The 22,676-nt window shown below is 71.9% G+C and carries 19 protein-coding genes, 1 pseudogene and 2 riboswitches; of the genes and pseudogenes, 15 read left to right on the forward strand and 5 right to left on the reverse strand.

What is annotated here, in order from left to right; translation table 11 throughout:
- The first annotated feature begins 246 nt into the window (after nt 1-246).
- The 8 genes from IO40_RS0110005 (at nt 247) to IO40_RS0110040 (ending at nt 8,113) form a co-directional block, all read left to right on the forward strand.
- Nucleotides 247-747 (forward strand): ATP-binding protein, encoded by a 501-nt coding sequence (locus IO40_RS0110005; protein ID WP_016469882.1) that lies wholly within the window; start codon nt 247-249, stop codon nt 745-747.
- Nucleotides 748-749: 2 nt separating this feature from the next.
- Entirely contained in the window at nt 750-1,187 is a 438-nt protein-coding gene (locus tag IO40_RS0110010) for a hypothetical protein (protein ID WP_016469883.1), read from the forward strand.
- A 229-nt stretch (nt 1,188-1,416) separates the two neighbouring features.
- Nucleotides 1,417-1,740: a hypothetical protein gene (locus IO40_RS0110015; RefSeq protein WP_016469884.1), complete on the forward strand. Its 324-nt coding sequence runs from the start codon at nt 1,417-1,419 to the stop codon at nt 1,738-1,740.
- A 152-nt stretch (nt 1,741-1,892) separates the two neighbouring features.
- Nucleotides 1,893-2,423 carry a DUF1360 domain-containing protein gene (locus IO40_RS0110020; RefSeq protein WP_016469885.1) on the forward strand — a complete coding sequence of 177 codons (531 nt, stop codon included), beginning with the start codon at nt 1,893-1,895 and terminating at the stop codon, nt 2,421-2,423.
- 131 nt (nt 2,424-2,554) lie between these two features.
- Nucleotides 2,555-3,091 carry a Dps family protein gene (locus IO40_RS0110025; protein ID WP_041968453.1) on the forward strand — a complete coding sequence of 179 codons (537 nt, stop codon included), beginning with the start codon at nt 2,555-2,557 and terminating at the stop codon, nt 3,089-3,091.
- Nucleotides 3,092-3,398: 307 nt separating this feature from the next.
- Complete coding sequence (locus IO40_RS0110030; RefSeq protein ID WP_016469887.1) at nt 3,399-5,480, forward strand: SpoIIE family protein phosphatase; 2,082 nt, start codon at nt 3,399-3,401, stop codon at nt 5,478-5,480.
- A 137-nt stretch (nt 5,481-5,617) separates the two neighbouring features.
- Nucleotides 5,618-7,477, forward strand: a complete 1,860-nt coding sequence (locus IO40_RS33390; protein WP_051719248.1) for a glycosyltransferase family 2 protein — start codon at nt 5,618-5,620, stop codon at nt 7,475-7,477.
- An 84-nt stretch (nt 7,478-7,561) separates the two neighbouring features.
- Nucleotides 7,562-8,113 (forward strand): SMI1/KNR4 family protein, encoded by a 552-nt coding sequence (locus IO40_RS0110040; protein WP_031175286.1) that lies wholly within the window; start codon nt 7,562-7,564, stop codon nt 8,111-8,113.
- A 361-nt stretch (nt 8,114-8,474) separates the two neighbouring features.
- Here IO40_RS0110040 and IO40_RS0110045 read toward each other — a convergent pair whose 3' ends face one another.
- The 4 genes from IO40_RS0110045 to gcvT form a co-directional block, all read right to left on the reverse strand.
- Nucleotides 8,475-9,857: an L-serine ammonia-lyase gene (locus IO40_RS0110045; protein ID WP_016469890.1), complete on the reverse strand. Its 1,383-nt coding sequence runs from the start codon at nt 9,855-9,857 to the stop codon at nt 8,475-8,477.
- Nucleotides 9,858-10,017: 160 nt separating this feature from the next.
- The gene (gene glyA / locus IO40_RS0110050; RefSeq protein WP_030408222.1) at nt 10,018-11,292 is read right to left on the reverse strand and encodes a serine hydroxymethyltransferase; all 1,275 of its coding nucleotides are present in this window, start codon (nt 11,290-11,292) and stop codon (nt 10,018-10,020) included.
- Between the two features lie 85 nt (nt 11,293-11,377).
- The gene (gene gcvH, locus IO40_RS0110055; RefSeq protein WP_016469892.1) at nt 11,378-11,758 is read right to left on the reverse strand and encodes a glycine cleavage system protein GcvH; all 381 of its coding nucleotides are present in this window, start codon (nt 11,756-11,758) and stop codon (nt 11,378-11,380) included.
- Nucleotides 11,759-12,058: 300 nt separating this feature from the next.
- The gene (gene gcvT, locus IO40_RS0110060; protein WP_016469893.1) at nt 12,059-13,189 is read right to left on the reverse strand and encodes a glycine cleavage system aminomethyltransferase GcvT; all 1,131 of its coding nucleotides are present in this window, start codon (nt 13,187-13,189) and stop codon (nt 12,059-12,061) included.
- A 71-nt stretch (nt 13,190-13,260) separates the two neighbouring features.
- Nucleotides 13,261-13,384, reverse strand: a riboswitch (glycine riboswitch).
- A riboswitch (glycine riboswitch) is annotated at nt 13,385-13,496 on the reverse strand.
- A gap of 249 nt (nt 13,497-13,745) precedes the next feature.
- On the opposite strand from gcvT, the pseudogene IO40_RS0110065 reads away from it, so the two are divergent.
- Nucleotides 13,746-14,411, forward strand: a pseudogene (locus IO40_RS0110065) (AAA family ATPase); the annotation flags it as partial.
- 343 nt (nt 14,412-14,754) lie between these two features.
- Here IO40_RS0110065 and IO40_RS0110070 read toward each other — a convergent pair.
- Nucleotides 14,755-15,312, reverse strand: coding sequence for a hypothetical protein (locus IO40_RS0110070; RefSeq protein WP_016469895.1), 558 nt, complete (start codon nt 15,310-15,312; stop codon nt 14,755-14,757).
- A gap of 169 nt (nt 15,313-15,481) precedes the next feature.
- Here IO40_RS0110070 and IO40_RS0110075 point away from each other — a divergent pair, with 169 nt between their 5' ends.
- The 6 genes from IO40_RS0110075 (at nt 15,482) to IO40_RS0110100 (ending at nt 22,666) form a co-directional block, all read left to right on the forward strand.
- Entirely contained in the window at nt 15,482-16,288 is an 807-nt protein-coding gene (locus tag IO40_RS0110075; protein WP_041968442.1) for an enhanced serine sensitivity protein SseB C-terminal domain-containing protein, read from the forward strand.
- Between the two features lie 129 nt (nt 16,289-16,417).
- Nucleotides 16,418-17,209 (forward strand): enhanced serine sensitivity protein SseB C-terminal domain-containing protein, encoded by a 792-nt coding sequence (locus tag IO40_RS0110080; RefSeq protein ID WP_030408224.1) that lies wholly within the window; start codon nt 16,418-16,420, stop codon nt 17,207-17,209.
- 339 nt (nt 17,210-17,548) lie between these two features.
- Nucleotides 17,549-18,547 carry an ABC transporter permease gene (locus tag IO40_RS0110085; protein WP_016469898.1) on the forward strand — a complete coding sequence of 333 codons (999 nt, stop codon included), beginning with the start codon at nt 17,549-17,551 and terminating at the stop codon, nt 18,545-18,547.
- Between the two features lie 68 nt (nt 18,548-18,615).
- On the forward strand, nt 18,616-20,367 hold the full coding sequence (locus IO40_RS0110090) for an ABC transporter substrate-binding protein (protein WP_016469899.1): 1,752 nt from the start codon (nt 18,616-18,618) through the stop codon (nt 20,365-20,367).
- Nucleotides 20,368-20,519: 152 nt separating this feature from the next.
- Entirely contained in the window at nt 20,520-21,518 is a 999-nt protein-coding gene (locus tag IO40_RS0110095; RefSeq protein ID WP_016469900.1) for an ABC transporter permease, read from the forward strand.
- The gene (locus IO40_RS0110100; RefSeq protein ID WP_016469901.1) at nt 21,515-22,666 is read left to right on the forward strand and encodes an ABC transporter ATP-binding protein; all 1,152 of its coding nucleotides are present in this window, start codon (nt 21,515-21,517) and stop codon (nt 22,664-22,666) included. The genes IO40_RS0110095 and IO40_RS0110100 overlap by 4 nt, the downstream gene beginning before the upstream one ends.
- Nucleotides 22,667-22,676: the final 10 nt, after the last annotated feature.

Here is a 22,676-nt window from a genome sequence, read left to right on the forward strand (position 1 = left end):
GGTGCAGGGTGGCGTGCCACCGGTGCCACCCCGCCGTGCGCGGTGTGCGCCCTGCCCGCCCCCGGTGCCCCCGCGCCCGCTTGTGGCCTGTTGTGATCACCCGTGTACTCTTTGTCGCGCCAGGTCAGAGCGCTCCCGCCCGCACAAAGCGGGCCGGTTGCCGCCGTGCGCGGTCGGCACGAGAGCGTGGCGGTCCCGCCGCCGACACCCCTGAACCACGCCCGAGCGCCGCTGCCTGACGTCATCATGGGGTCCATGGCGGCTCAGGGAGATGTGGCGAGCGTGACCGAGAGGGTGCCGGGCGAGCCGGCGCAGATGTGGGACGCCGAACCGGTGAGCACCGTCCTCGACCGGGTGGGGGATCCGACCGCGGCGGAGGTGCCGTTGCCCAATCTGCCGGAGTCCGCACGCCTCGCCCGCCGTCTCACCCAGGCCGTCCTGCGCCACCGCTGGGCCGCGTCCACGCAGGTCACCGAACACACCGTGCTGCTGGTCTCCGAGTTGGTCGGCAACGCCGTACGCCACACCGGGGCGCACACCATCGGCATCCGCCTCCTGCGCCGCTCCGGCCACATCCGCGTCGAGGTCCGCGATCCCTCCCGCGGGCTGCCCTGCCGGCTGCCCGTGAGTGAACTGGACACCAGTGGCCGCGGTCTCTTCCTGGTGGACACCCTCGCCGAGCGCTGGGGCGTGGACCTGCTGCCGCGCGGCAAGACCACCTGGTTCGAGATGCGGGCGGACGGCTGACCATGCCCCACGGTGCGCCACCGCCGTCCGGTCCCGGTGCACGTGCCGCGCTCGACGCCCGGCTGTTCGGCACCTGGAGCGACGAGCCGGGCGGCGCCATGGAGGCGAGCACGGTGTTCTTCGCCCCGGACGGGACCGGCAGCAGCACCCTGCTGAACGCCGCCGGCGCCGATGACACCACCCGCTTCCGCTGGAGCTGCCCCGGCCCGGGGCGGCTGCTCCTGGAGGAGGAGTCCTTCAGCGAGTGCGGCGGCCCGCCCGTCCCGGCCACCGGGACGCTCCTGACCGGCTACCGGATCCTTGAGGCGGACGGTACGGACGGCGCGGGCGGTGCCGCGGTGGTGCTGGAGTTCGCCGAGCCTGTCGAGTCCGCCTTCCGCTACCGCCGCCTCCCCGGCGCCTGCCCCGGCCCGGGGCCCGCCGCGGGCACGTCCCGCTGACGGGACCGGCGGCGCCCTGCTCGGTGCCGTAGGCGCCCGCTGCCGGGCGGGCAGGCCGGTCGTGCGGCTGAGTGGCTGTTCCACGTGTGGCGCCGTTCGCGCGTGGAACCCGGTCGTCGTGCCCGCCGGTGCGGTCGCCGTAGGGCCCGCGAAGGCGGAGGATGGAGAAGGATCAAACGGACCAAAGCCGTGAAAGCCACCAACGCCACTCGGCGAGTACGGAGGAACCATGCCTGCAGGGTCGAACTCCAAGCGCGAGCGCCAGTACGAGCACATCAAGGAAGGTGCCAAGAAGCGCGGCACGTCCACGGGCCGGGCCAAGGAGATCGCGGCCCGCACGGTCAACAAGGAGCGCGCCCAGAAGGGCGAGTCCAAGACCGCGAGCCGCACCTCCGTACGCGACAAGTCCGCGCCCAAGCGGGGCGGCCAGCGTTCGGGCAGCGGCTCCGGCGGCCTCACCCGCGACCAGCTCTACAACGAGGCCAAGAAGCGCGGGGTCGAGGGCCGGTCGCACATGAACAAGCAGGAGCTCCAGCGGGCCCTCGGCCGCTGACGGGCCCGGCGGGGCGGCGGCCCCCACGGGCCGCCGGCCGGCGCGTGGGGGCCGTGCCGTGGGCGACCCGGTGAGCTGCGTTTCGGTGCTGTGAGTTTCACCGGGCGTGGGGCGGGCACCCGAAAACGCAGGTTATGGGAGGTGGACGCCGTATGCCGGGTATGTCGCGTACGCCCCGCGAAGTGCTGCGGGACCACGAACACCGCTACGCGCCGGAGAGCGACCGGCCGCTGGGCGGCTATCTCGCCGTGCTCTCGTCCTTCGGCACCGGTGTCCTGGGAGCCGCGCTCGCCGCGCGCCGCGCCGGACGCCGTGCCCCGCAGGACCTGAGCAACCGCGAACTCGTCCTGCTCACCCTGGCCACGCACAAGCTGGCCCGGATGGTCGCCAAGGACGCGGTGGCCAGCCCGCTGCGCGCCCCCTTCACCCGCTACGAGGGCACCAGCGCCCCCGCCGAAGTGGCCGAGGAGGTCCGCGGCACCGGCCTGCGGCACGCGGTCGGCGAACTGCTGACCTGCCCGTTCTGCCTGGCGCCCTGGGCGGCCTCCGCACTGCTCATCCTGCGCGCGGCCTCCCCGCCCACCGCCCGCACCTGTTACAGCGCCCTCGCGGCCGTCGCCGGCTCGGACTTCCTCCAGTTCGCGTACGCCGCCGCCCAGGAGCGGCACTCGCCCGGCGACTGACCGGCGCCCACCGACCACCGAGACCGACCAGTACCCATGGGGAACCCGCGACGGGTGCCCCAGGATTGGAGTGCACCGTGGCAGCCAACGCATCGAAGAACGGGTCGACCCCGGCCTACACCGTGCCCGGAATGTCCACGAGCGACGGCAGGGACGTCATCCAGCTCCTGCGGATGCGGCTGCACGCCCTCAACGACCTCGCGCTGACGCTCAAGCACGTCCACTGGAACGTGGTGGGCCCGCACTTCATCGCCGTCCACGAGATGCTCGACCCGCAGGTCGAGGCCGTCCGCGAGATGATCGACAACACGGCCGAACGCATCTCCACCCTCGGCGGCTCGCCCTGCGGCACCCCCGGCGCTCTCGTCGCCGAACGCACCTGGGACGACTACGCCCTCGGCCGCGCCGAGGCCATCGAACACCTGGGCGCCCTCGACGTCGTCTACACCGGCATCATCGAGGACCACCGCAAGGCCGTCCAGGCCACCGAGACGTCCGACCCGGTCACCCAGGACCTGCTGATCGAGCACCTGCGGCAGCTGGAACTCTTCCAGTGGTTCGTGCGGGCACACATCGAAAGCGGCGGCGGCAAGCTGGCCACCGGCGCCGACGACACCGAGGAGGCCGCGGCGGGCAAGGCCGCGAGCCAGGCCCGCGGCAAGCCGTGACGCCGCCGGGCGGCCCGGCGACGGACCGCCCGCCGGCCCCTCACCTGTACGTACGGCCGCTCCACGGCCCCGCACACCGCCGGGGCCCGCGGGGCGGCCGTACGTACGGGCGGGCCAAAGGTGCTGGCGGGAGCGCGCCCGTGCGCCCGCCCCCGTGTGCGGCGTGCGGCCCCCGTACCGCGAGTGCCCCGCCCGACAGGCGTACGCCGGGCGCCGAGCCCATCATGGGGAGGCGGCCCCGGCCGAGGGACCGCCGCGGCCGTCGCCGGCAAAGCCGCCGCGGGGGCCGCGCGACCGGGAGACAGCGATGCACGGCTTCCGCGAACCGAACACGGGCCCCGGCCGGCAGAGCGACTCGCCGGTCCCCGCGCACGTGGCCCTCGCCGTCAACGGCATGGGCAGCTTCACCTGGGACCTGACCACCGGTGAGATGCGGTACGACGAGGCCGGTCTCGCCGTGATGGGCCTCAGACCGGAGGAGTACGACAACCGGCCCGCCACTCTCGCCGGCCGCATGCTCGCCCAGGAGCTGCCCGAGATCCAGGCCCAGGTGGGCCGGGCCCTCAAGGAGCGGACCGGCTACAGCCTCTACTTCCGGGTGCGGCACCGCGACGGCGCGGTGCGCTGGACCCACACCCAGGGCACCGTCCTGTGCGACGAGAGCGGACGGCCCCGCCACGTCGTCGGCGTCATCCGCGACGCCGACCAGGAACTGCGGGCCCTCGACCAGACGCGGGAGCTGCGCCAGGCCAAGAGCGACCGGCGCCGCCAGGCCGACATCGTGGCCCACGTCAACGAGGCCCTCGCCCCGACCGTGACGGTCGACGACGTGGCCGAGGCCCTCACCGCCGACCGGCTGCTGTACCGGCTCGGCGCCGCCAGCGTCCTGGTCGGACTGCTCGACCAGGGCCGGATGGGACTCGTGGGCGCCAACGGGGCGCCCGACGACCTCCTGCGCGACTTCCACCTCGCCCGGATCGGCGATCCACTGCCGCTCAGCGAGGCCGTCCGCACCCGCGAACCGGTCTTCATCACCGACCGGGAGGAGTTCGCCCGCAGATACCCGGGGCTGCGCCCCTATCTGCACCGGGTGCCGCTGGCCACCGCAGCCGCCTACCTGCCGTTGATCGCCCACGACGTGCCCATCGGCGCACTCGGCCTCACCTACCACGGCAAGGGACGCTTCACCCACGACGAACGCACCGTGCTGACCGCGCTCAGCAGCACCATCGCCCAGTCCCTGCAGCGGGCACTGCTCTACGACCAGGAACACGAACTGGCCACCGGACTCCAGACGGCGATGCTGCCCGGCCACATCCCGCACGTCCCCGGACTGACCATGGCCACCCGCTACCGGCCCGCCCGCGCCCGCGGCGGCATCGGCGGCGACTGGTACGACGCCGTCGCGCTGCCGGACGGCCGCATCGTCGCCGTCGTCGGCGACGTCCAGGGCCACGACGTGACGGCGGCGGCCGTCATGGGACAACTGCGGATCGCACTGCGCGCCTACGCCGCCGAAGGCCACCCGCCCGCCACCGTGATGGCGCGCTCCTCCGCCTTCCTCGCCGAACTGGACACCGACCGGTTCGCCACCTGCCTCCTCGTCGTCCTCGACCCCGACACCGGCCTGATGACCAGCGTGCGCGCCGGACACCTCGGACCGGTGCTGCGCCGCCCGGACGGCAGCTGCGTATGGCTGGACACCCCCGCCGGACTGCCACTGGGTCTCGCCGCCCCCGCCGCGCACCCCGCCTACACCACCGCCGAGACGATGCTGGAACCCGGCTCCACGCTGCTGCTGTGCACCGACGGCCTCATCGAGTCCCGCACCAAGGACATCGACCAGGGCCGCGACCAGCTCATCGACGCCGTCCGCGGCGGCCCGGCCCGCCCCGACCGGCTGGCCGACCACCTGCTGCACACCATGCGGGCCTACACCGGGCAGGAGGACGACGTGGCGATGCTGCTGCTCCACCGCGCCTCCGGCCGGCAGCACACCGCCCCGCAGATGGCCGTCACGATCACCCCCGGCGACCCCGACTCCCTCCAGGCGGCCCGGCAGGCACTGCGGACCGCCCTGCACCGCTGGTCGCTCGACTCGCTCAGCGACACCGCCCAGCTGCTCGCCAGCGAGATGGCCACCAACGCGCTGCTGCACACCGAGGGCGACGCCACCCTCACCGCCCGTCCGGTACGCGACGGGGGACGGGTGCTGCGGCTCGCCGTCACCGACACCTCGCCCGCCTCGCCGCAGCGCAGGGCCGCCACCGAGCAGTCCACCTCCGGCCGGGGCCTCATGCTCATCGAGGAACTGGCCACCGACTGGGGCGTCGAGCCCCGCGGCAACGGCAAACGCGTCTGGTGCGAGATCCCCCTCCACCCCGGCTGACCGGCCGCCCTCCCGCCCTGCGGGCCTGCGCCCCACAGGGGGCATGAACCCCGCCGCGCCCGGGCACCCGCCCCGGACGCCGGCCGGCCGCAGGGGGCCGCCACCGCCGGCACAGGCCAGCCATGTGAGAGGACGCAGTGCCCACCACCGCCACGGACACGGGTCAGGAGCAGCCCAAGGTCAGCATCGTCGTACCCACCTGCAACACGGGGGAGACGGTCCTGGTCGGCCTGCGCTCCTTCCTGGCCCAGACGATGCCCCGCTCCGAGTTCGAGATCATCTACGTGGACGACGGGTCGAGCGACGACACGGTCGCCCTGCTGGAGGAGGAGATAGCCCGGCAGGGCGCACAGCGGACGGCACGCGTCCTGCGCACCGAACACTCCGGCTGGCCCGGCCGCCCGCGCAACATCGGCACGGACGCGGCACGCGGCAGGTACATCCACTACGTGGACGACGACGACTGGCTGGCGCCCGAAGCGCTGGAGCGCACCTACGCGCGGGCCCGCGAAACCGGCGCCGACATCGTCATCGGCCGGACGGCCGGACACGGCAGGCAGGCGCCGCGGGCCCTGTTCGAGAAGCCCATGACCTCCTGCGACCTGCGCACCGACACCACGCTGCTGGCGTCCATGACGGTGCACAAGCTCTTCCGGCGCGCCTTCCTGCAAGCGCACCGGCTGCGTTTCCCGGAGGGCAAGGTCCGCCTGGAGGACCACATGTTCACCCTCCGCGCGTTCCTGCTCACCGACCGGGTGGCCACGGTGCACGACTACACCTGCTACCACTGGGTGCGGCACCACGACGGCAAGCACAACATCAGCTACTCCGAGATCGAACCGGACTCCTACGTCGCCAGCATCCGCAAGGTGCTGGCCATCCTCGACGCACCCGAGACCCGCGTACCGGCCGGCCGCCACCGCCACCGGCTGGCCGCACGGTGGTACGGCAAGAAGGCCCTCGACCGCATCTCCGGCAAGCGGCTGCTCGACCAGCCCGCCGAACGCCGGGCCGCATGGGCCCGGGCGGTCGGCGCCCTCGCCGCCGAGATGCCCGAGAAGGCGGACGCCGCGCTGCCCACCCGGCTGCGCATCGTGGCCGCCCTCGCCCGGCACGGCGACCTCGCCCTGCTGGAGGAGCTGGCCGCGTTCGAGGCGGGGATCGGCCACCGTCCACGTGTCGAGTCCGCCCGGTGGCAGGACGGCCGGCTCCACGTGCGCTGCGAGACCTCGCTGGTGCGGGAGCGCGGCAGGGGCCGCGGCGCGGCACCGCTGGTCTTCTCCCGCGCCGACCCGCGACGCCTGATGCTGCGCCTGCCGCCCGCCGTCGCCGCCGTGCCCCGCGCCGCCGAGACGGCCGACTTCGCCAAGGCCGTGCAACGCAGCAACGTACGCGCGCAGTTGCGGCACCGGGAGGACGGCACCGTCCTCAACCTGCCCGCGACCTGGCGCGTCGTCGAGGAACCGGTCGGCGCAGGCGCCGGCGCCGGAGGGGCCGGCGGCCGGGACCGCGCCGCGGCCGGAGAGGCGGGTGACGGCCAGAACCATGCCGCGGCCGGAGGAGCGGGTGGCGGCCAGGGGCGTGCGGCGACCGGAGGGACTGGTGGTCAGGGCCGTGCCGCGGCCGGAGAGGCCGGTGGGCAGGGGCGCCGCGCCGGCGACGACGGCTCGGGGGACGGCCGGCGCGGCCTCGCCCGCCGGCTGCGGCACCGGCTGCGCCGCCTCCTCGGACGGTCCACCGCCGGCACGGACCAGCAACTGCGCACCCTGCGCTACGAGGCGGAGTTCACCGTCGATCCCGCCACCGCCGACCACGGCCGCCCCCTGGCCCCCGGCACCTGGGACCTCCGCTTCCAACTGGGCGTCGGCGGCTGGCGCACCGCCCGGCCCCTGTCCGGCCAGACCCTGCGCGTCCCCGACCGCCCCGGCACCCCGCACCCCGAAGAACCCGGCGTCCCCCACCGCCGCGAACCCGCGGAGGCGGCGGCCCGCTCCTGACGGCGGGGGCGGCACGCACTCCGACTGTCAGAGGGGCGTGTGAGGCTGCCTGGGACTCACCCGTACGAATCTCGGAGTCCAGGTATGACAAAACCTCTGACGGTCGGGGAGTGGCGTGCCTTCCTCACCGACTACAACGCCAGGCACATCGACTCGGAGGAGGTCCGCGAGGCGATCGCGGAACACCGGCAGGTCATCAGCGAGGAGCGGCTGAAGGCCGGATGGGCCGGGACCGAACCGGCGGGCGAGGAAGCGATCCTGTCCGCCGAGAAGCGACTCGGGGTGCAACTTCCCCCCTCGTACCGGAACTTCCTGCACGTCAGCGACGGCTGGGAGGACATCGGCCTCGTGGACCTCCACCGGGTCGGCGACATCGGCTGGTTCACCGACCTGGAGCCAGACCTCCTCGAAACATGGTCCCGGTTCGCTGTCTTCACGGACCAGTTCCCCCTGCTCAAGCGGTCCCTGCTGATAGGCCAGGACGACGGTGGCAGCGGCTGCTACTGGCTGCTGCACGCCGACAGCGTCCGGGAAGACGGCGAGTGGACCGCCTACGAATGGTGGCCCGGCGACGGCGACGACCCCGAACCGTACGACGACTTCGCCACCCTGGTACGGGAAGCGGCGAGCACGTAGCGATTCGGAGCTGAAGGGAAACCCTCACCCGTCGCAACAGACGCTATGGTCAGCAAGCGTCGGCCCCGCGCCTGCGGGGATGGACCCATCGGGTCGCTTGTCGCCTGGGCCGGCATGCCTTCGACCCCGCGCTCGTGGGGATGGCCCTGCGGTGCAGGTCGACGGCGGTGGTAGGCACGGTCGGTGGACCTGGCGCCCGCAGGTGGCCGGCCACCGCAGATCGGGGGAGGCCCAGTTGCCCTGGGCTCGGGGGCACGCACAGCAGGAGCGCCCCAGGGACCTCCCAGGAGCGTTCCGCCGTATAGAAGGGTGCCCGTGTCAGCGCTGGAAGACCCGTATCACCTGGTCGTACCAGGCGCGCTCAGCACTCGATCACGTTCACCGCGAGCCCGCCCCGCGCCGTCTCCTTGTATTTGACCTTCATGTCGGCGCCCGTCTCGCGCATGGTCTTGATGGCCTTGTCGAGGGAGACGTGGTGGCGGCCGTCGCCGCGGAGGGACATGCGGGCGGCGGTGACGGCCTTGACCGCCGCCATGCCGTTCCGTTCGATGCAGGGGATCTGTACGAGCCCGCCGACGGGGTCGCAGGTGAGGCCGAGGTTGTGTTCGATGCCGATCTCGGCGGCGTTCTCGACCTGTTCGGGGGAGCCGCCGAGGATCTCGGCGAGGCCGCCGGCGGCCATCGAGCAGGCGGAGCCGACCTCTCCCTGGCAGCCGACCTCGGCGCCGGAGATGGAGGCGTTCTCCTTGAAGAGCATGCCGATCGCGCCCGCCGCCAGCAGGAAGCGGACGACGGCGTCGTCGTCGGTGCCGGGCACGAAGTGGTGTGCGTAGTGGAGGACGGCGGGGATGATGCCGGCGGCGCCGTTGGTCGGTGCGGTCACGACCCGGCCGCCTGCGGCGTTCTCCTCGTTGACGGCCATCGCGTAGAGGGTGGTCCACTCCATGGCGTGGGCCTCGGCCCGGCCCTCGGCGCGCAGTTGGCGGGCCGAGGTGGCGGCGCGGCGGCGTACTTTGAGGCCGCCGGGCAGGATGCCCTCCTGGGTGAGGCCGCGGGCCACGCAGTCCTTCATGACCTGCCAGATCTCCAGCAGGCCGGCGCGGATCTCCTCCTCGGTGCGCCACGCCTTCTCGTTCTCCAGCATCAGCCGGGAGACGGACAGGCCGGTCTCGCGGGTGAGCCGCAGCAGGTCGTCGCCGGTGCGGAAGGGGTGCCGCAGGACGGTGTCGTCCAGTTTGATGCGGTCCTCGCCGACGGCGTCCTCGTCCACGACGAAGCCGCCGCCCACCGAGTAGTAGGTCTTCTCCAGCAGGGGCGTGCCCGCCTCGTCGTAGGCGAAGAGGGTCATGCCGTTGGCGTGGTACGGCAGGGAGCGGCGGCGGTGGAGGATCAGCTGGGTGCGCTCGTCGAAGGCGATCTCGTGCGCGTCCCCTATCTCGGTGGCGAGCAGCCGCAGCCGGCCTTGTTCGCGGATGCGGGCCACCCTCTCGTCGGCGGTCTCGACGTCGACGGTGCGGGGGGACTCGCCCTCCAGTCCGAGGAGGACGGCCTTGGGGGTGCCGTGGCCGTGTCCGGTGGCGCCGAGGGAGCCGAAGAGTTCGGCGCGGACGGCGGCGGTGTGGGCGAGGGCGCCTTCGTTCTTGAGGCGCCGGGCGAACATCCGGGCTGCGCGCATGGGTCCCACGGTGTGGGAGCTGGAGGGGCCGATGCCGATCGAGAAGAGGTCGAAGACCGAGATTGCCATGGTGCGGCTCTCCTTGCCCTTGTGGGGCGCGTGGGATTGCTGTGGTGCGGCGGGTGCGAGTCGCGGGCCCGTCGGCCTCGCCCTCGCCCTTGCGCCCCGTCCTCCCGGACCGCCGGGGGGCGGGGCCGGGAGGACGGGACGGAGGTGAGGGCGGAGGGGACTACTTGCCCAGTGTGGGGTAGAGCGGGTGCTTGGCGGCGAGCGCGGAGACCCGCGCGGCCAGTGCCTTGCCCTTCTCCTCGTCGAAGGTGGGCAGCAGTGCTTCGGCGATCACGTCGGCGACCTCGGTGAAGTCCTCGTCGGTGAAGCCGCGGGTGGCCAGTGCGGGCGTGCCGATGCGCAGGCCGGAGGTCACCATCGGGGGCCGCGGGTCGTTGGGGACGGCGTTGCGGTTGACGGTGATGCCGATGTCGTGGAGCCGGTCCTCGGCCTGCTGGCCGTCCAGCTCGCTGTTGCGCAGGTCGACCAGGACGAGGTGCACGTCCGTGCCGCCGGACAGGACGGAGACGCCCGCGTCGACCGCGTCCTGGCGCAGCAGGCGCTCGGCGAGGATGCGCGCGCCGCTCAGGGTGCGGCGCTGCCGCTCCTTGAACTCCTCGCTGGCCGCGATCTTGAATGCGACGGCCTTGGCGGCGATCACATGCTCCAGCGGGCCGCCCTGCTGGCCGGGGAAGACCGCCGAGTTGATCTTCTTGGCGTGCTCCTTCTTCGACAGGATCACACCGCCGCGCGGGCCGCCGAGGGTCTTGTGCGTGGTGGTGGTCACCACGTCCGCGTACGGCACCGGGCTGGGGTGCAGCCCGGCGGCGACCAGGCCGGCGAAGTGCGCCATGTCCACCATGAGCAGGGCGCCGACCTCGTCGGCGACGCGGCGGAAGGCGGCGAAGTCGAGCTGGCGCGGGTAGGCGGACCAGCCGGCGATGATCAGCTGCGGGCGGTGCTCCTTGGCCAGCCGCTCGACCTCTTCCATGTCGATCCGGCCGGTGTTCTCGTCGACCTTGTAGGCGGCGACGTTGTAGAGCTTCCCGGAGAAGTTGATCTTCATCCCGTGGGTGAGGTGCCCGCCGTGCGCCAGGTCGAGGCCCAGGATGGTGTCGCCCGGCTTGAGCAGCGCGAACATCGCTGCCGCGTTCGCCTGGGCGCCGGAGTGCGGCTGGACGTTGGCGGACTCGGCGCCGAAGAGGGCCTTGATACGGTCGCGGGCCAGGTCCTCGACCACGTCCACGTACTCGCAGCCGCCGTAGTAGCGGCGGCCCGGGTAGCCCTCGGCGTACTTGTTGGTGAGGACCGAGCCCTGCGCCTCCATGGCGGCGACCGGAGCGAAGTTCTCCGAGGCGATCATCTCTAGCGTGGACTGCTGACGGTGGAGTTCGGCGTCGACGGCGGCGGCGACGTCCGGGTCGACCTCGTGGAGAGAGCCGTTCAGAAGCGACATGGAAGAACCATCCCTGGGAAAATGGCGGGGCGGGCAGGCGGCCCCGGGCGGCCGGGTCGGGCCCGGCCGGACCGGGGCGTGAGCATCAGGCGCCGGCGGCGAACGCGGTGTACTCGTCGGCCGTCAGCAGGTCGTCCGGCACCTCGGAGACCTTCACCTTGAACAGCCAGCCGCCTTCGAAGGGGGCCGAGTTCACCAGGGCCGGGTCGTCCACGACGTCCTGGTTGATCTCGGTGACCTCGCCGGAGACCGGCGAGTAGAGGTCGCTGACGGACTTGGTGGACTCCAGCTCACCGCAGGTCTCGCCCGCGCTGACGGTGTCCCCGACCTCGGGGAGCTGGACGAAGACGACATCGCCGAGCGCGTTGGCGGCGTGCTCGGTGATCCCGACCGTCGCGACGCCGTCCTCGGCGTCCGACAGCCACTCGTGCTCCTTGCTGTAGCGGAGCTGCTCGGGGTTGCTCATGGGTCGATTCTCCCGGATGCGGTAGGTGGGGCGGAAAGCGGTCTTGGCAGGTGAACACTCCTGCCGCCGCCGTGGCCGCCTGCCGGTGCGGCAGGGGCAGGCGGCGGCGGGGTGCCGGCCCGCCGCGGCGTACGGTTCGCGGCGCGGGGTGCCGCGGGCCCGGGGCGCGGGCCGGCCCTGTTTGCGGAAGGGCTCGGCCCCGTTCGTCAAAGGGCTCGGCCCCCTGCTTGTGGGAGGGCTCGGCCCCGTTTGTGGAAGGGCTGAGCCCTGCCTGCGGAAGGGCTCAGCCGCGCTTGCGGATCAGCCGCGCTTGTAGAAGGGCAACGCCACGACGTCGTACGGCTCGTGGGAGCCGCGGATGTCGACCGCGACGCCCTCGGTGCCGGGGGCGGCGTACGCCGGGTCGACGTACGCCATCGCGATCGGCTTGCCCAGGGTCGGCGACGGCGCCCCGGAAGTGACCTCGCCCACAACGGTGCCGTCGGCGGCCACGACCGGGTAGCCGGCGCGCGGCACCCGGCGGCCCCGGGCGACGAGCCCCACCAGTTTGCGCGGGGGAGCGCTCTCGGCACGCTCGGCGGCGGCGGCCAGCGCTTCCCGGCCCACGAAGCGGCCCTCGTTCGTGGTCTTCTCGAACTTGACGGTCCGGCCCAGGCCGGCGTCGAAGGGGGTCAGCGAGGTGGACAGCTCGTGGCCGTACAGCGGCATGCCGGCCTCCAGCCGGAGGGTGTCGCGGCAGCTGAGCCCGCACGGCACCAGCCCGGCGTCCCGGCCCGCCTCGGTCAGCGCCTCCCACACGGCGACGGCGTCCTCGGCGGCGGTGAACAGCTCGAAGCCGTCCTCGCCGGTGTACCCCGTACGGGCGATGAGGGCGGGCTTGCCGGCCACCACGTCGCGTTCGCCCGCGTAGTAGCGCAGCCCGTCGATGTCGAAGCCGGTGAGCTTCTTGACGATGCCGGCGGCGGCCGGGCCCTGGACGGCGATCAGGGCGTAGGTGTCGCGGTCGTCGCGGACCTCCGCGCCGAACCCGTCCTGCCGCTCGCGCAGCGCGTCCAGGACGGTCTGCGCGTTGGCGGCGTTGGCGACGACCATGTACTCCTGCTCCGCCAGGCGGTAGACGATCAGGTCGTCGAGGATGCCGCCGTCCGCGTCGCAGATCATCGTGTAGCGGGCCCGGCCCACGGCCAGCTTGGACAGATTGCCGACCAGCGCGTAATCGAGCAGTTCGCCCGCCTGCGGTCCGGTGAGGGTGATCTCGCCCATGTGGGAGAGGTCGAAGAGGCCGGCCGCGGAGCGCACCGCCAGATGTTCCTCACGCTCGCTGCCGTAGCGCAGCGGCATGTCCCAGCCGGCGAAGTCGGTCATGGTCGCGCCCAGCGCCCGGTGGGTGGCGTCCAGCGCGGTCTTGCGGGTGGCCGGTGGCTCTGTCATTCAGGCTCCCTGGGTTCCGGAACGGGGACCGCCCCGAGGACGGGGCCCCGCGAGGGGGTACGACACGGATGTCCTCCCCATCTGTCATCGGAACCTGAGAGGTTCGCCGCGAGCCATCGGGCTGCTGAGTGCGGCTTGCACCTTGGGTGGGGCCGCCCGCGCCGGAGCGCGCGGCGGACCGCTTTTCAGATGTGCCTCGCCCGCACGGTGACGGGGCCTGAGAGATTCAAGGGAGGATCTTGCTCCTTCGGCGCCCTGGTGTGCGGCATGACCTGCTGCGCACCGGGGACTCTCCCGCGCGGGTTCGAACGGCCGGTATGGAATTGGCCCGGACATCATCGCACGGGTGAGCGGGCCGTGGCTGCCCCTGAGCGGAAGCCGACGACCTAGGCACGGCATTACCTCTTCTTTACACTTGGCGCGAGGCGGCCGACAGGCCGCCGCCTCCGGGAGGGGAGAGCTGTTGAGCAGCCTGCGCGGTGCTGACGTGACACTGACGAGCGCCGGGGCGCGAGCGGCGGAGAGAGCGGAACGGGACCCGCGCGGAGGGCGGGGACTGCCCCCGGTGGGGCCGCCGCGCGGACCGGGGGAGCCGGGCGGGGCGGGGGAGCCCCGTGGTCCGGGGGAGCCGGCCTGCTCCACCGCGTATGCCGTGGTCCGCCACGACCTGCGGGGCGGCGGCGCAGCACGGACGCTGCGCTACCGCCCGGGGGACGTAGTGGTGGTCTCCGGTCTGCCGGGCGGCGGCAAGTCCACCCTGATGCGCAGGGCGGTACCGGCCCGTGCCGGGGTGATCCGGATCGATTCCCAGGACATGCGGGAGCGCTGGGAGCGGCGCATGCCGCGCCGGCTGCCCTACGGCCTCTACCGGCCGCTGGTCCGGCTCGCGCACTACGCGGCGCTGCGTGCCGCGCTCGCCTCGGGCGCCTCGGTGGTGGTGCACGACTGCGGCACCCAGAGCTGGGTGCGGCGCTGGCTGGCGCGGGACGCGCTGCGCCGGGGCCGGTCGCTCCACCTGCTGCTGCTCGACGTCTCCACGCGGGAGGCGCTGTCGGGGCAGGCGGCCCGTGGCCGGGGTGTGTCCGGGTACGCCTTCCGTCGTCATCTGCGCGCCGTGCGCCGGCTGCGGGCCGCCGCTCGGGCCGGCCGGCTGCCGCGCGGCTGTGTCTCGTCCGTCCTGCTGGACAGGGCCGCCGCGGGCACGGTGCGTGCACTGCTGTTCGAGCCGTTGCCCGGCGGGGTGCCGATGGCGGTCACGGCGCACGTGCGTCCCGTCCCGAAGCCCGCGCCGGCGGACCCGCCGCCCCTGGGGGACGGCGGGCCCGCGGACGGACGGATGCCGGAACCGGGGCCGCGGGCGGCCCGCGCGGGCGGCCCGGCACACCGCTGACCGGCGGCCCCGGCGACGGACCCCGTCAGCGGAGTCCGTCAGTGGCCCTGGCAGCGGCCTTCGCCGGGGTCCGCCCGGTCAGGTGTCCCGGCCGCGGTCTGGACGGCGGTCAGGGGCCTGGCCACTGCCTTGTCGGCGGTCAGGGGGCCCGGCCACTGCCTTGCCGGCGGCTCGGTCAGCGGCCCTCGTCGATGCTGAGGGGCTGGGCCGGGCGCTGCGGTGCCGCCGCGTCCGTGCCCGGCTGGGCGGGGTTCTGCTTGCCGAGCAGCTGGTCCAGCGGGCTGCTCGCCGGCTTGCCGGGCTTGCTGGGCTTTCCGGGCTTTCCGGGGGTGGCCGGCTTGCCGGGCTTCGCCTGCTGCTTACCCGGTTGCTGGCCCGGCTTCTGCGCCTGCTGGCCGGGCTGCGGTACCGGCTTGCCCGGCTTGCCGGGGGCCTGTTCCTTCTTCGGGCTCTGGGGAGAGGCCGGCTTCTGCTGGTCGGAGGGCTTCTGGGGCCGGGGCGGCTGCTGCTGGTCGGAGGGCTTCTGCTGGGGGCGGGCCGGCTTCCCGGCCGACGGCTTCTGCGGCACCTGGGTGTCGGGGTCGTCCGACGGCTCCGGCTTCACCTGGGTCCCTGCCGCGTGCGTGGCGGTGTGGCCGGCGGGCGCGGCGAAGGCGGCGCCCGCCGCTCCGACGGCGAGTGAGCCTGCCAGGGAGACGGTGACGGCGGCGGCGGTGATCCTGTTCACGCGCATGTGCTTTCCTCCAGTCAACGTGCCGGGCGGCACGTAAGGGGACGTTCCCCACTTTTCGGTCACGTGGTGCGGCATGCAACCGGAGGGTCGCCGTCTGTGCACTACCCGGCGGACGGACGGTGCCCCGGCCCCCGGGGGCGGGCGGGGGGCCATGGATAGGCTTGTGCGCATGACAGCTCCGTCGCACCCCTCACAGCCCCAGCAGCCGCAGCACTTCGGGCCCGGGCACGGCGGCGGCTGGCCGGCCAACGAGCTGGAGGAGACCCTCGCCGCCTCGCTCCAGACGCCCCACGCCGGTGCCCGGCTGCTGGAGGTGATCGGCCGCAGCAGCCTGTGGGTGCCGCTGCCCGAGGGCGGCAGCCAGGAGAGCCGTGAACTGGACCTGCCCACCATCGAGTTGGACGGCGCCGTCTTCGTGCCGGTCTTCAGCTCCGAGGAGCAGTTCCTCGCTGTCGCCGGCTCGCACATGTCCTTCACCATCGCGCCGGCCAGGGAGTTCGCCCGGGGGCTGCCGCCCGGGGTGGGGATCGCCGTCAACCCCGAGGGCACGGTCGGGATGCCGCTGCCGGCCGAGGCTGTCGCCGAACTGTGCGGCAACACCCCCGCCGAGCAGGCGGCGGCCGGGGTCGCGCGGGGGGCGCGGGTGCGGCTGTTCGAGCCGGACTGGCAGGACGATCCGCTGGCGTTCCTGGCCGCGGCCTCCGCCGAGTTCGCCGCCCTGCCGTACGTACGGACCGCCCGCCGGGGGCTGGCCAGCATCGAGGGGGACGCGCCGGCCCTGTTCGTCGGGCTGGAACTCGACCTGCTGGAGCCCGAGTCGCGGCAGGCGGCGCACGACGCGCTCGGCCGGGCGCTGCACCAGGCCCAGGTGCGCTGGCCGGTGCAGATGGTGCTGCTGGATGCGGCGAACGACCCGGTGGTGGACTGGATGCGGCAGTGCGTCCGCCCCTTCTACACCCGCGAGGGGCATGTCTGAGCCGTACGTGCCCGAAGGGGCCGGACCGAGTACGAGTACGGATACCGCGTCCCGCTCTTAAGCTGGTGGGATAGCGTGCGGAGCGACGTGACGAGCAGGGACGGCGTCAGTGGTGGAAGGGCGGCCCAGGTGAGCGCGGGTGAAAGCGTCGAGCAGCTCCTGCGGCGGGTGTCGCCGGGGGCGTACGACACCTTCGAGAGCTACGAGGCTCTGCTCCGGGCGCTCGCGGGCAGCCGGCTGTGGATGCTGCTGTGGAACGGCCAGGCCGGTTCCCCGGACGCGCAGTACGGCAACATGGAGGTCGCCGGATACGGTTACGCACCGTGTGTGACCTCGGCCCAGGAGCTGACGGCCTCCGGGTGGAGCCGCGCCCACGAGGTCGTCGTCGGGCGGGACATCGCCGCGGCCCTCTTCCCCGACCGCTGGGGGATCTGGCTGAATCCGCACGCCCCGGGCGGGGGAGTCGGTATCCCGTGGCTGGATCTGCGCCGTATCGCGGTCGGCCTCGACCAGCTGCCCGCCGGGCCGCTCCAGATCAGTGAACCCACGCTGGACATCCCGCAGTTCTACGCGCTGCTGACGCAGAACGCCCACCACACGCCCGCCGTCCGTTCGCTGCGCCGGGCCTGGGTGCGGCCCGCCCTGGGGGTGCCGTACCTGGCCATCGGGCTGGAGCTGTACGACGGCAGTCCCGCCTCCGTGGAGGCGGCGCGGCGGATGATGGCCGGATCCGTCGCCGCGGCGCCCGAGGGGCTGCCGGTCTCCAGCGTCGCCATGGCGGACGACTACGACCCGGTGGCGATGTGGCTGCGCCGCCAGTCCCGTCCCTTCTTCGACCGGGACGCGCACGCCAGGGCCCCCTACGGCGCCGTGCGGCCCGAGGCCGGCGGCTTCGGCTACGGCTACCCGCGCCCGCTCTGACCCTTTCCCACGCCCGGCGTTCGCCGGGCCCGTCCGGTTGCCGAAAACCGACGCCGGACACGGTCCAGATCAGGACATACCCCTCGCTCCGGCACCGCTGAACGTCAATTTCCGTCCGCATAACGGAACATGACGCGTCACATCACAGTTGCGCATCCTTTCCCCGGGAGGTCTGGCGACTGATCGTGACCGCGATGAAGACTCCCGAGCCATAAGCCACAGGGAGGCCGTCGTCGTGCCTTCCATACGAACGGCTTGCGAACGTCCTTCACAACTTCGACCGCTACAGCGGTGTGCGTGGACTGGTCAACTGCCGGTCGAGAAGGGGTCCCCACCACGATGACGGCACCACTGCACGAGGAGACGACCGCGAAAACCGCGGTCGCGGAGCCCGCGCCCGGCAAGACCGAGACGTCGATCGAGGGCCGCTCGCTCGGCCGGATCGCCTGGGAGCGGCTCAAGCGTGACAAGGTGGCGCTGGTCGGCGGCGCGATCGTGCTGCTGCTGATCCTCGTCGCGATCTTCGCCCCGGCGCTCACCGCGCTGACGGGCCAGTCGCCGAACGAGCGTCACGAAAACCTCATCGACCCGCTGTTCAGCACGCCCAAGGGCGCGTTCGGCGGTATGTCCGGCGAGCACCTGCTGGGTGTCGAGCCGGTCAGTGGCCGCGACATCCTCGCCCGCATCCTGTACGGGGCCCGCGTCTCGATCCTGGTCGGCTTTCTCTCCGCGTTCGTCGCCGTCGTCTTCGGCACCATCCTCGGCACCCTCGCCGGCTACTTCGGCGGCTGGCTGGACGCGGTCATCAGCCGTGTGATGGACATGCTGCTGGCCTTCCCGCAGCTGCTGTTCATCATCTCCCTGATCTCCGTCATGCCGAACAACATGTTCGGGCTGACCGGTACGGGTGTCCGGCTGCTGGTGATGATCGTGGTCATCGGCTTCTTCGGCTGGCCGTACATCGGCCGTATCGTGCGCGGCCAGGTGCTCTCGCTGCGCGAGCGGGAGTACATCGAGGCGGCCCGCAGTCTGGGGGCCGGCCGCGGCTACATCATCGGCAAGGAACTGCTGCCGAACCTGGTCGCGCCGATCACCGTCTACACGACGCTGATGATCCCGACCAACATCCTGACCGAGGCCGCGCTCAGCTTCCTCGGCGTGGGTGTCAAGCCGCCGACCGCTTCGTGGGGCTCGATGCTCTCCGACGCCGTGACGTACTACGAGTCCGACCCGATGTACATGATCATCCCAGGCGTCGCCATCTTCATCACCGTGCTCGCCTTCAACCTCTTCGGCGACGGCGTTCGCGACGCACTGGACCCGAAGGGGACCCGTTGACCCCCCAACCCAGACCCCGGCCCCGCCCAGCCCGTGCGGGCCGTGACCTACCACGGAGGTTGCGAGACGTGACAACCCTACGCACATCGAGGCGCCGACTGGCCGCGGTATCGGCCGTCGCCGCCGCAACGCTGCTGGCCACCTCGGCCTGCGGCGGGGGCAACAGCGACAACGAGGGCGGCGGCGAGTACAACGCGGGCGTCAACAAGGTCGCCAACGCCTCGAACAAGAAGGGCGGGACCCTCAAGTTCGTCGGCGTCCAGGACGCGGACTCCTGGGACACCACCCGTATGTACTACGCGTTCGCGCTGGACTTCGCCCGCTTCTACAGCCGCCAGCTGGTGAGCTACAACCCCAAGCCGGGCAAGAAGTCCCTGGACCTCCAGCCGGACCTGGCCACCGACACGGCCCAGATATCCGACGACGGCAAGGTCTACAAGTACACCCTCAAGGACGGCCTCAAGTGGGAGGACGGCAAGCCGCTCACGGCTGAGGATGTCAAGTACGGCATCGAGCGCCAGTGGGCGCAGAAGACGCTGTCGGGCGGTCCCACCTACATCAAGGACGTGCTGGACCCGGACGGCAAGTGGAAGGGCCCCTACGAGGACAAGAAGCCCTTCGCCAACATCAAGACGCCGGACAAGAAGACCATCGAGTTCCACCTGCCGAAGCCCAACGGTGACTTCGAGCAGATGCTGGCGATGCCGACGAACTCGCCGGTGCGCAAGGACAAGGACACCAAGTCCAAATACACGCTGCACCCGTTCTCCTCGGGCCCGTACAAGTTCAAGTCGTACACGCCCAACAAGTCGCTGCTCCTGGTGCGCAACAAGGAGTGGGACCGCAGTGGCGACCCGCTGCGCAAGGCGCTCCCGGACAAGATCCAGGTGACGCTGCTGACCAACCCGGACGAGCGGGACAAGCGGCTGATCAACGGTGACGCCGACCTCGACCTCAACCAGCGCGGTATGGAGGTCCAGGGCCGGCAGACCGCTCTCAAGCAGCACAAGGGCAACGTCGACAACCCGCAGTCCGGGTTCATCTCGTACGTGGCCTTCCCGCAGAGCGTGAAGCCGTTCAACAACATCCACTGCCGCAAGGCGGCCATCTACGGCACGGACCACAAGTCGGTCCAGACGGCGCGCGGCGGCCCGACCGCCGGTGGCGCGCTCGCCCACAACATGCTGCCGCCGGTCATCCCGGGCTACGACAAGAGCGACGACCAGTACGGCATCCTGACCAACGGCGGCAAGGCCGATGTGGCCAAGGCCAAGGACGAGCTGAAGAAGTGCGGCAAGCCGAACGGCTTCAGCACCACGCTGGCGGTGCGCAACACCGACAAGGCCGACGTGAAGTCCGCCGAGGCGATCCAGGCGTCCCTCAAGAAGGTCGGGATCAAGGTCGAGATCGACCAGTTCGACGGTGCCCAGGGCCCCTCGATCGTCGGTAACCCGGCCAACGTCGAGAAGAAGAACTACGGCATGATCCTCTACGGCTGGGGCCCGGACTTCCCCAGCGGCCAGGGGTACGGCATCGAGCTGTGGCACAGCAGCAAGATCCGTGACAACGGCAACAACAACTACGCCCTGATCGACGAGCCGAAGATCGACAAGGGCCTGGCGGACGCCATCGCCGAGCTCGACCCCGACAAGGCGGCCCAGATGTACGCCGAGGTCAACAAGGAGGTCATGGCCGGCGCCTACTACCTGCCGCTGACCTACCTGAAGGTCGTCCAGTGGCGGTCGGACCGGCTGACCAACGTCTACGCGGCCGACTCCTACAGCGGCTGGTACGACTTCGCGTCCCTCGGCGTCAAGTGACCCTGACGGTCACCCCGACCGCCACCGACTCCACCATCTGACGGCGCCACCCGCCGCTGGCACGAAGGGCAGGTGAAGGCCGCCTGGGCGGCCCGGCCGCCGACTCCCGGACCGGGAGCGGGGCCGGGCCGCCGGAGGGCGGCCGGAGAGCAGTGCTCACATACCTCATCAGGCGGCTGTTCGCCGTCGCAGTGATGCTGGTCGTCATCATCCTGGCGGTCTTCTGCATCTTCTTCCTGATCCCCAAGTGGGCGGGGATAGACCCGGCCACCATGTTCGTCGGCAAGCAGGCCGACAAGGCGAGCATCGAAGGCGTACGAGAGAAGCTCCAGCTCGACGAGCCGGTCCTGGTGCAGCTCTTCGAGTTCTTCAAGGGCATCTTCGTCGGCCGGGACTACACCGGAGGCGGCACCACCACGCACTGCGCGGCGCCCTGCTTCGGCTACTCCTTCCGCACCGAGCAGGCCATCTGGCCGGTGCTCACCGACCGGCTGCCCGTCACGCTCTCCCTGGCGCTGGGTGCCGCCGTCGTCTGGCTGTTCATCGGTCTGACCGTCGGCGTGCTCTCCGCTCTCAAGCGCGGCAGCCTGTGGGACCGGCTGGCCATGACCGGCGCTCTGGCCGGCGTCTCGCTGCCCATCTACTTCACCGGCCTGCTGGCCCTGGCGGTCTTCGCCTACCAGCTCGACCTGGTGAGCAACACCTTCACCCCGTTCGGCGAGAACCCGGCCAAGTGGTTCAGCGGCATGATCCTGCCCTGGATCACCCTCGCCTTCCTCTTCGGCGCCATGTACGCCCGGCTGACCAGGGCGACGATGCTGGAGGTGATGGGCGAGGACTACATCCGCACGGCGCGGGCCAAGGGGCTCAGGGAGCCGGTCGTCATCGGCAAGCACGCGATGCGCTCCACCATGACGCCCGTCCTCACCCTCCTCGGCGTCGACATCGGCGCCCTGATGGGCAGCGCGATCCTCACCGAGACCACCTTCTCCATCCCCGGACTCGGCCAGGCCGTGCTCAAGGCCATCAACGACCGCGACCTGCCGCTGATCCTGGGCGTGACCCTCATCACCGCCACGTCCGTAGTCATCGCGAATCTCGTCGTGGACCTGCTGTACGGCGTGATCGACCCACGAGTGAGGCTGGGATGACCGACCACGAGCACAAGTCCCACAAGGACACCGGGCCCACCGCCGCGGCGGCCACCGATCTGACCGCCACCGGCACCGCACCCGGCGAGGTCACCACGGACAGGAAGCCGCCCAAGGCGTTCCTCGAAGTCCGCGATCTGCGGGTGCACTTCCCCACCCAGGACGGCCTGGTCAAGTCCGTCGACGGGCTCTCCTTCACCCTGGAGAAGGGCAAGACCCTCGGCATCGTCGGCGAGTCCGGCTCCGGCAAGTCGGTCACCTCGCTGGGCATCATGGGCCTGCACACCGTCGGCCAGTACGGCAGGCAGCGGCCCCGGCTGTCCGGTGAGATCTGGCTGGCCGGCCAGGAGCTGCTGGGCGCCGACCCGGACGAGGTCCGCAAGCTGCGCGGCCGTGAGGTCGCCATGATCTTCCAGGACCCGCTCTCGGCGCTGCACCCCTTCTTCACCGTCGGCCACCAGATCGTCGAGGCGTACCGCGTCCACCACAACGTGGACAAGAGGACCGCGCGCACACGTGCCGTCGAACTCCTGGACAGGGTCGGCATCCCCGAGCCGGACAAGCGGGTGGACAGCTTCCCGCACGAGTTCTCCGGCGGTATGCGCCAGCGCGCGATGATCGCCATGGCGCTGGTCAACAACCCCGAACTGCTCATCGCCGACGAGCCGACCACCGCCCTGGACGTCACCGTGCAGGCGCAGATCCTCGACCTGATCCGGGACCTGCAGAAGGAGTTCGGCTCGGCCGTCATCATCATCACCCACGACCTGGGCGTCGTCGCCGAACTCTCCGACGACATCCTGGTGATGTACGGCGGCCGGTGCGTCGAGTACGGCAGCGCCGAGCAGGTCTTCTACGAGCCGCAGCACCCCTACACCTGGGGCCTGCTCGGCTCCATGCCGCGCATCGACCGGGACCGGGCCGAGCGCCTCATCCCCGTCAAGGGATCGCCGCCCAGCCTCATCAACGTCCCCTCCGGCTGCGCCTTCAACCCGCGCTGCCCGTACGCGGACGTGCCCAAGGGCGACATCACCCGCACCACGCGGCCCGAGCTGCGCGAGGTGAAGCCCGGACACCTGTCGGCCTGTCACATGGCGCAGGAGGACAGGGAGCGCATCTGGAACGAAGAGATTGCCCCGAAGCTGTGAGCTCCGTGAG

The organism is Streptomyces albus subsp. albus (assembly GCF_000725885.1).
Lineage (GTDB): Bacteria > Actinomycetota > Actinomycetes > Streptomycetales > Streptomycetaceae > Streptomyces > Streptomyces albus.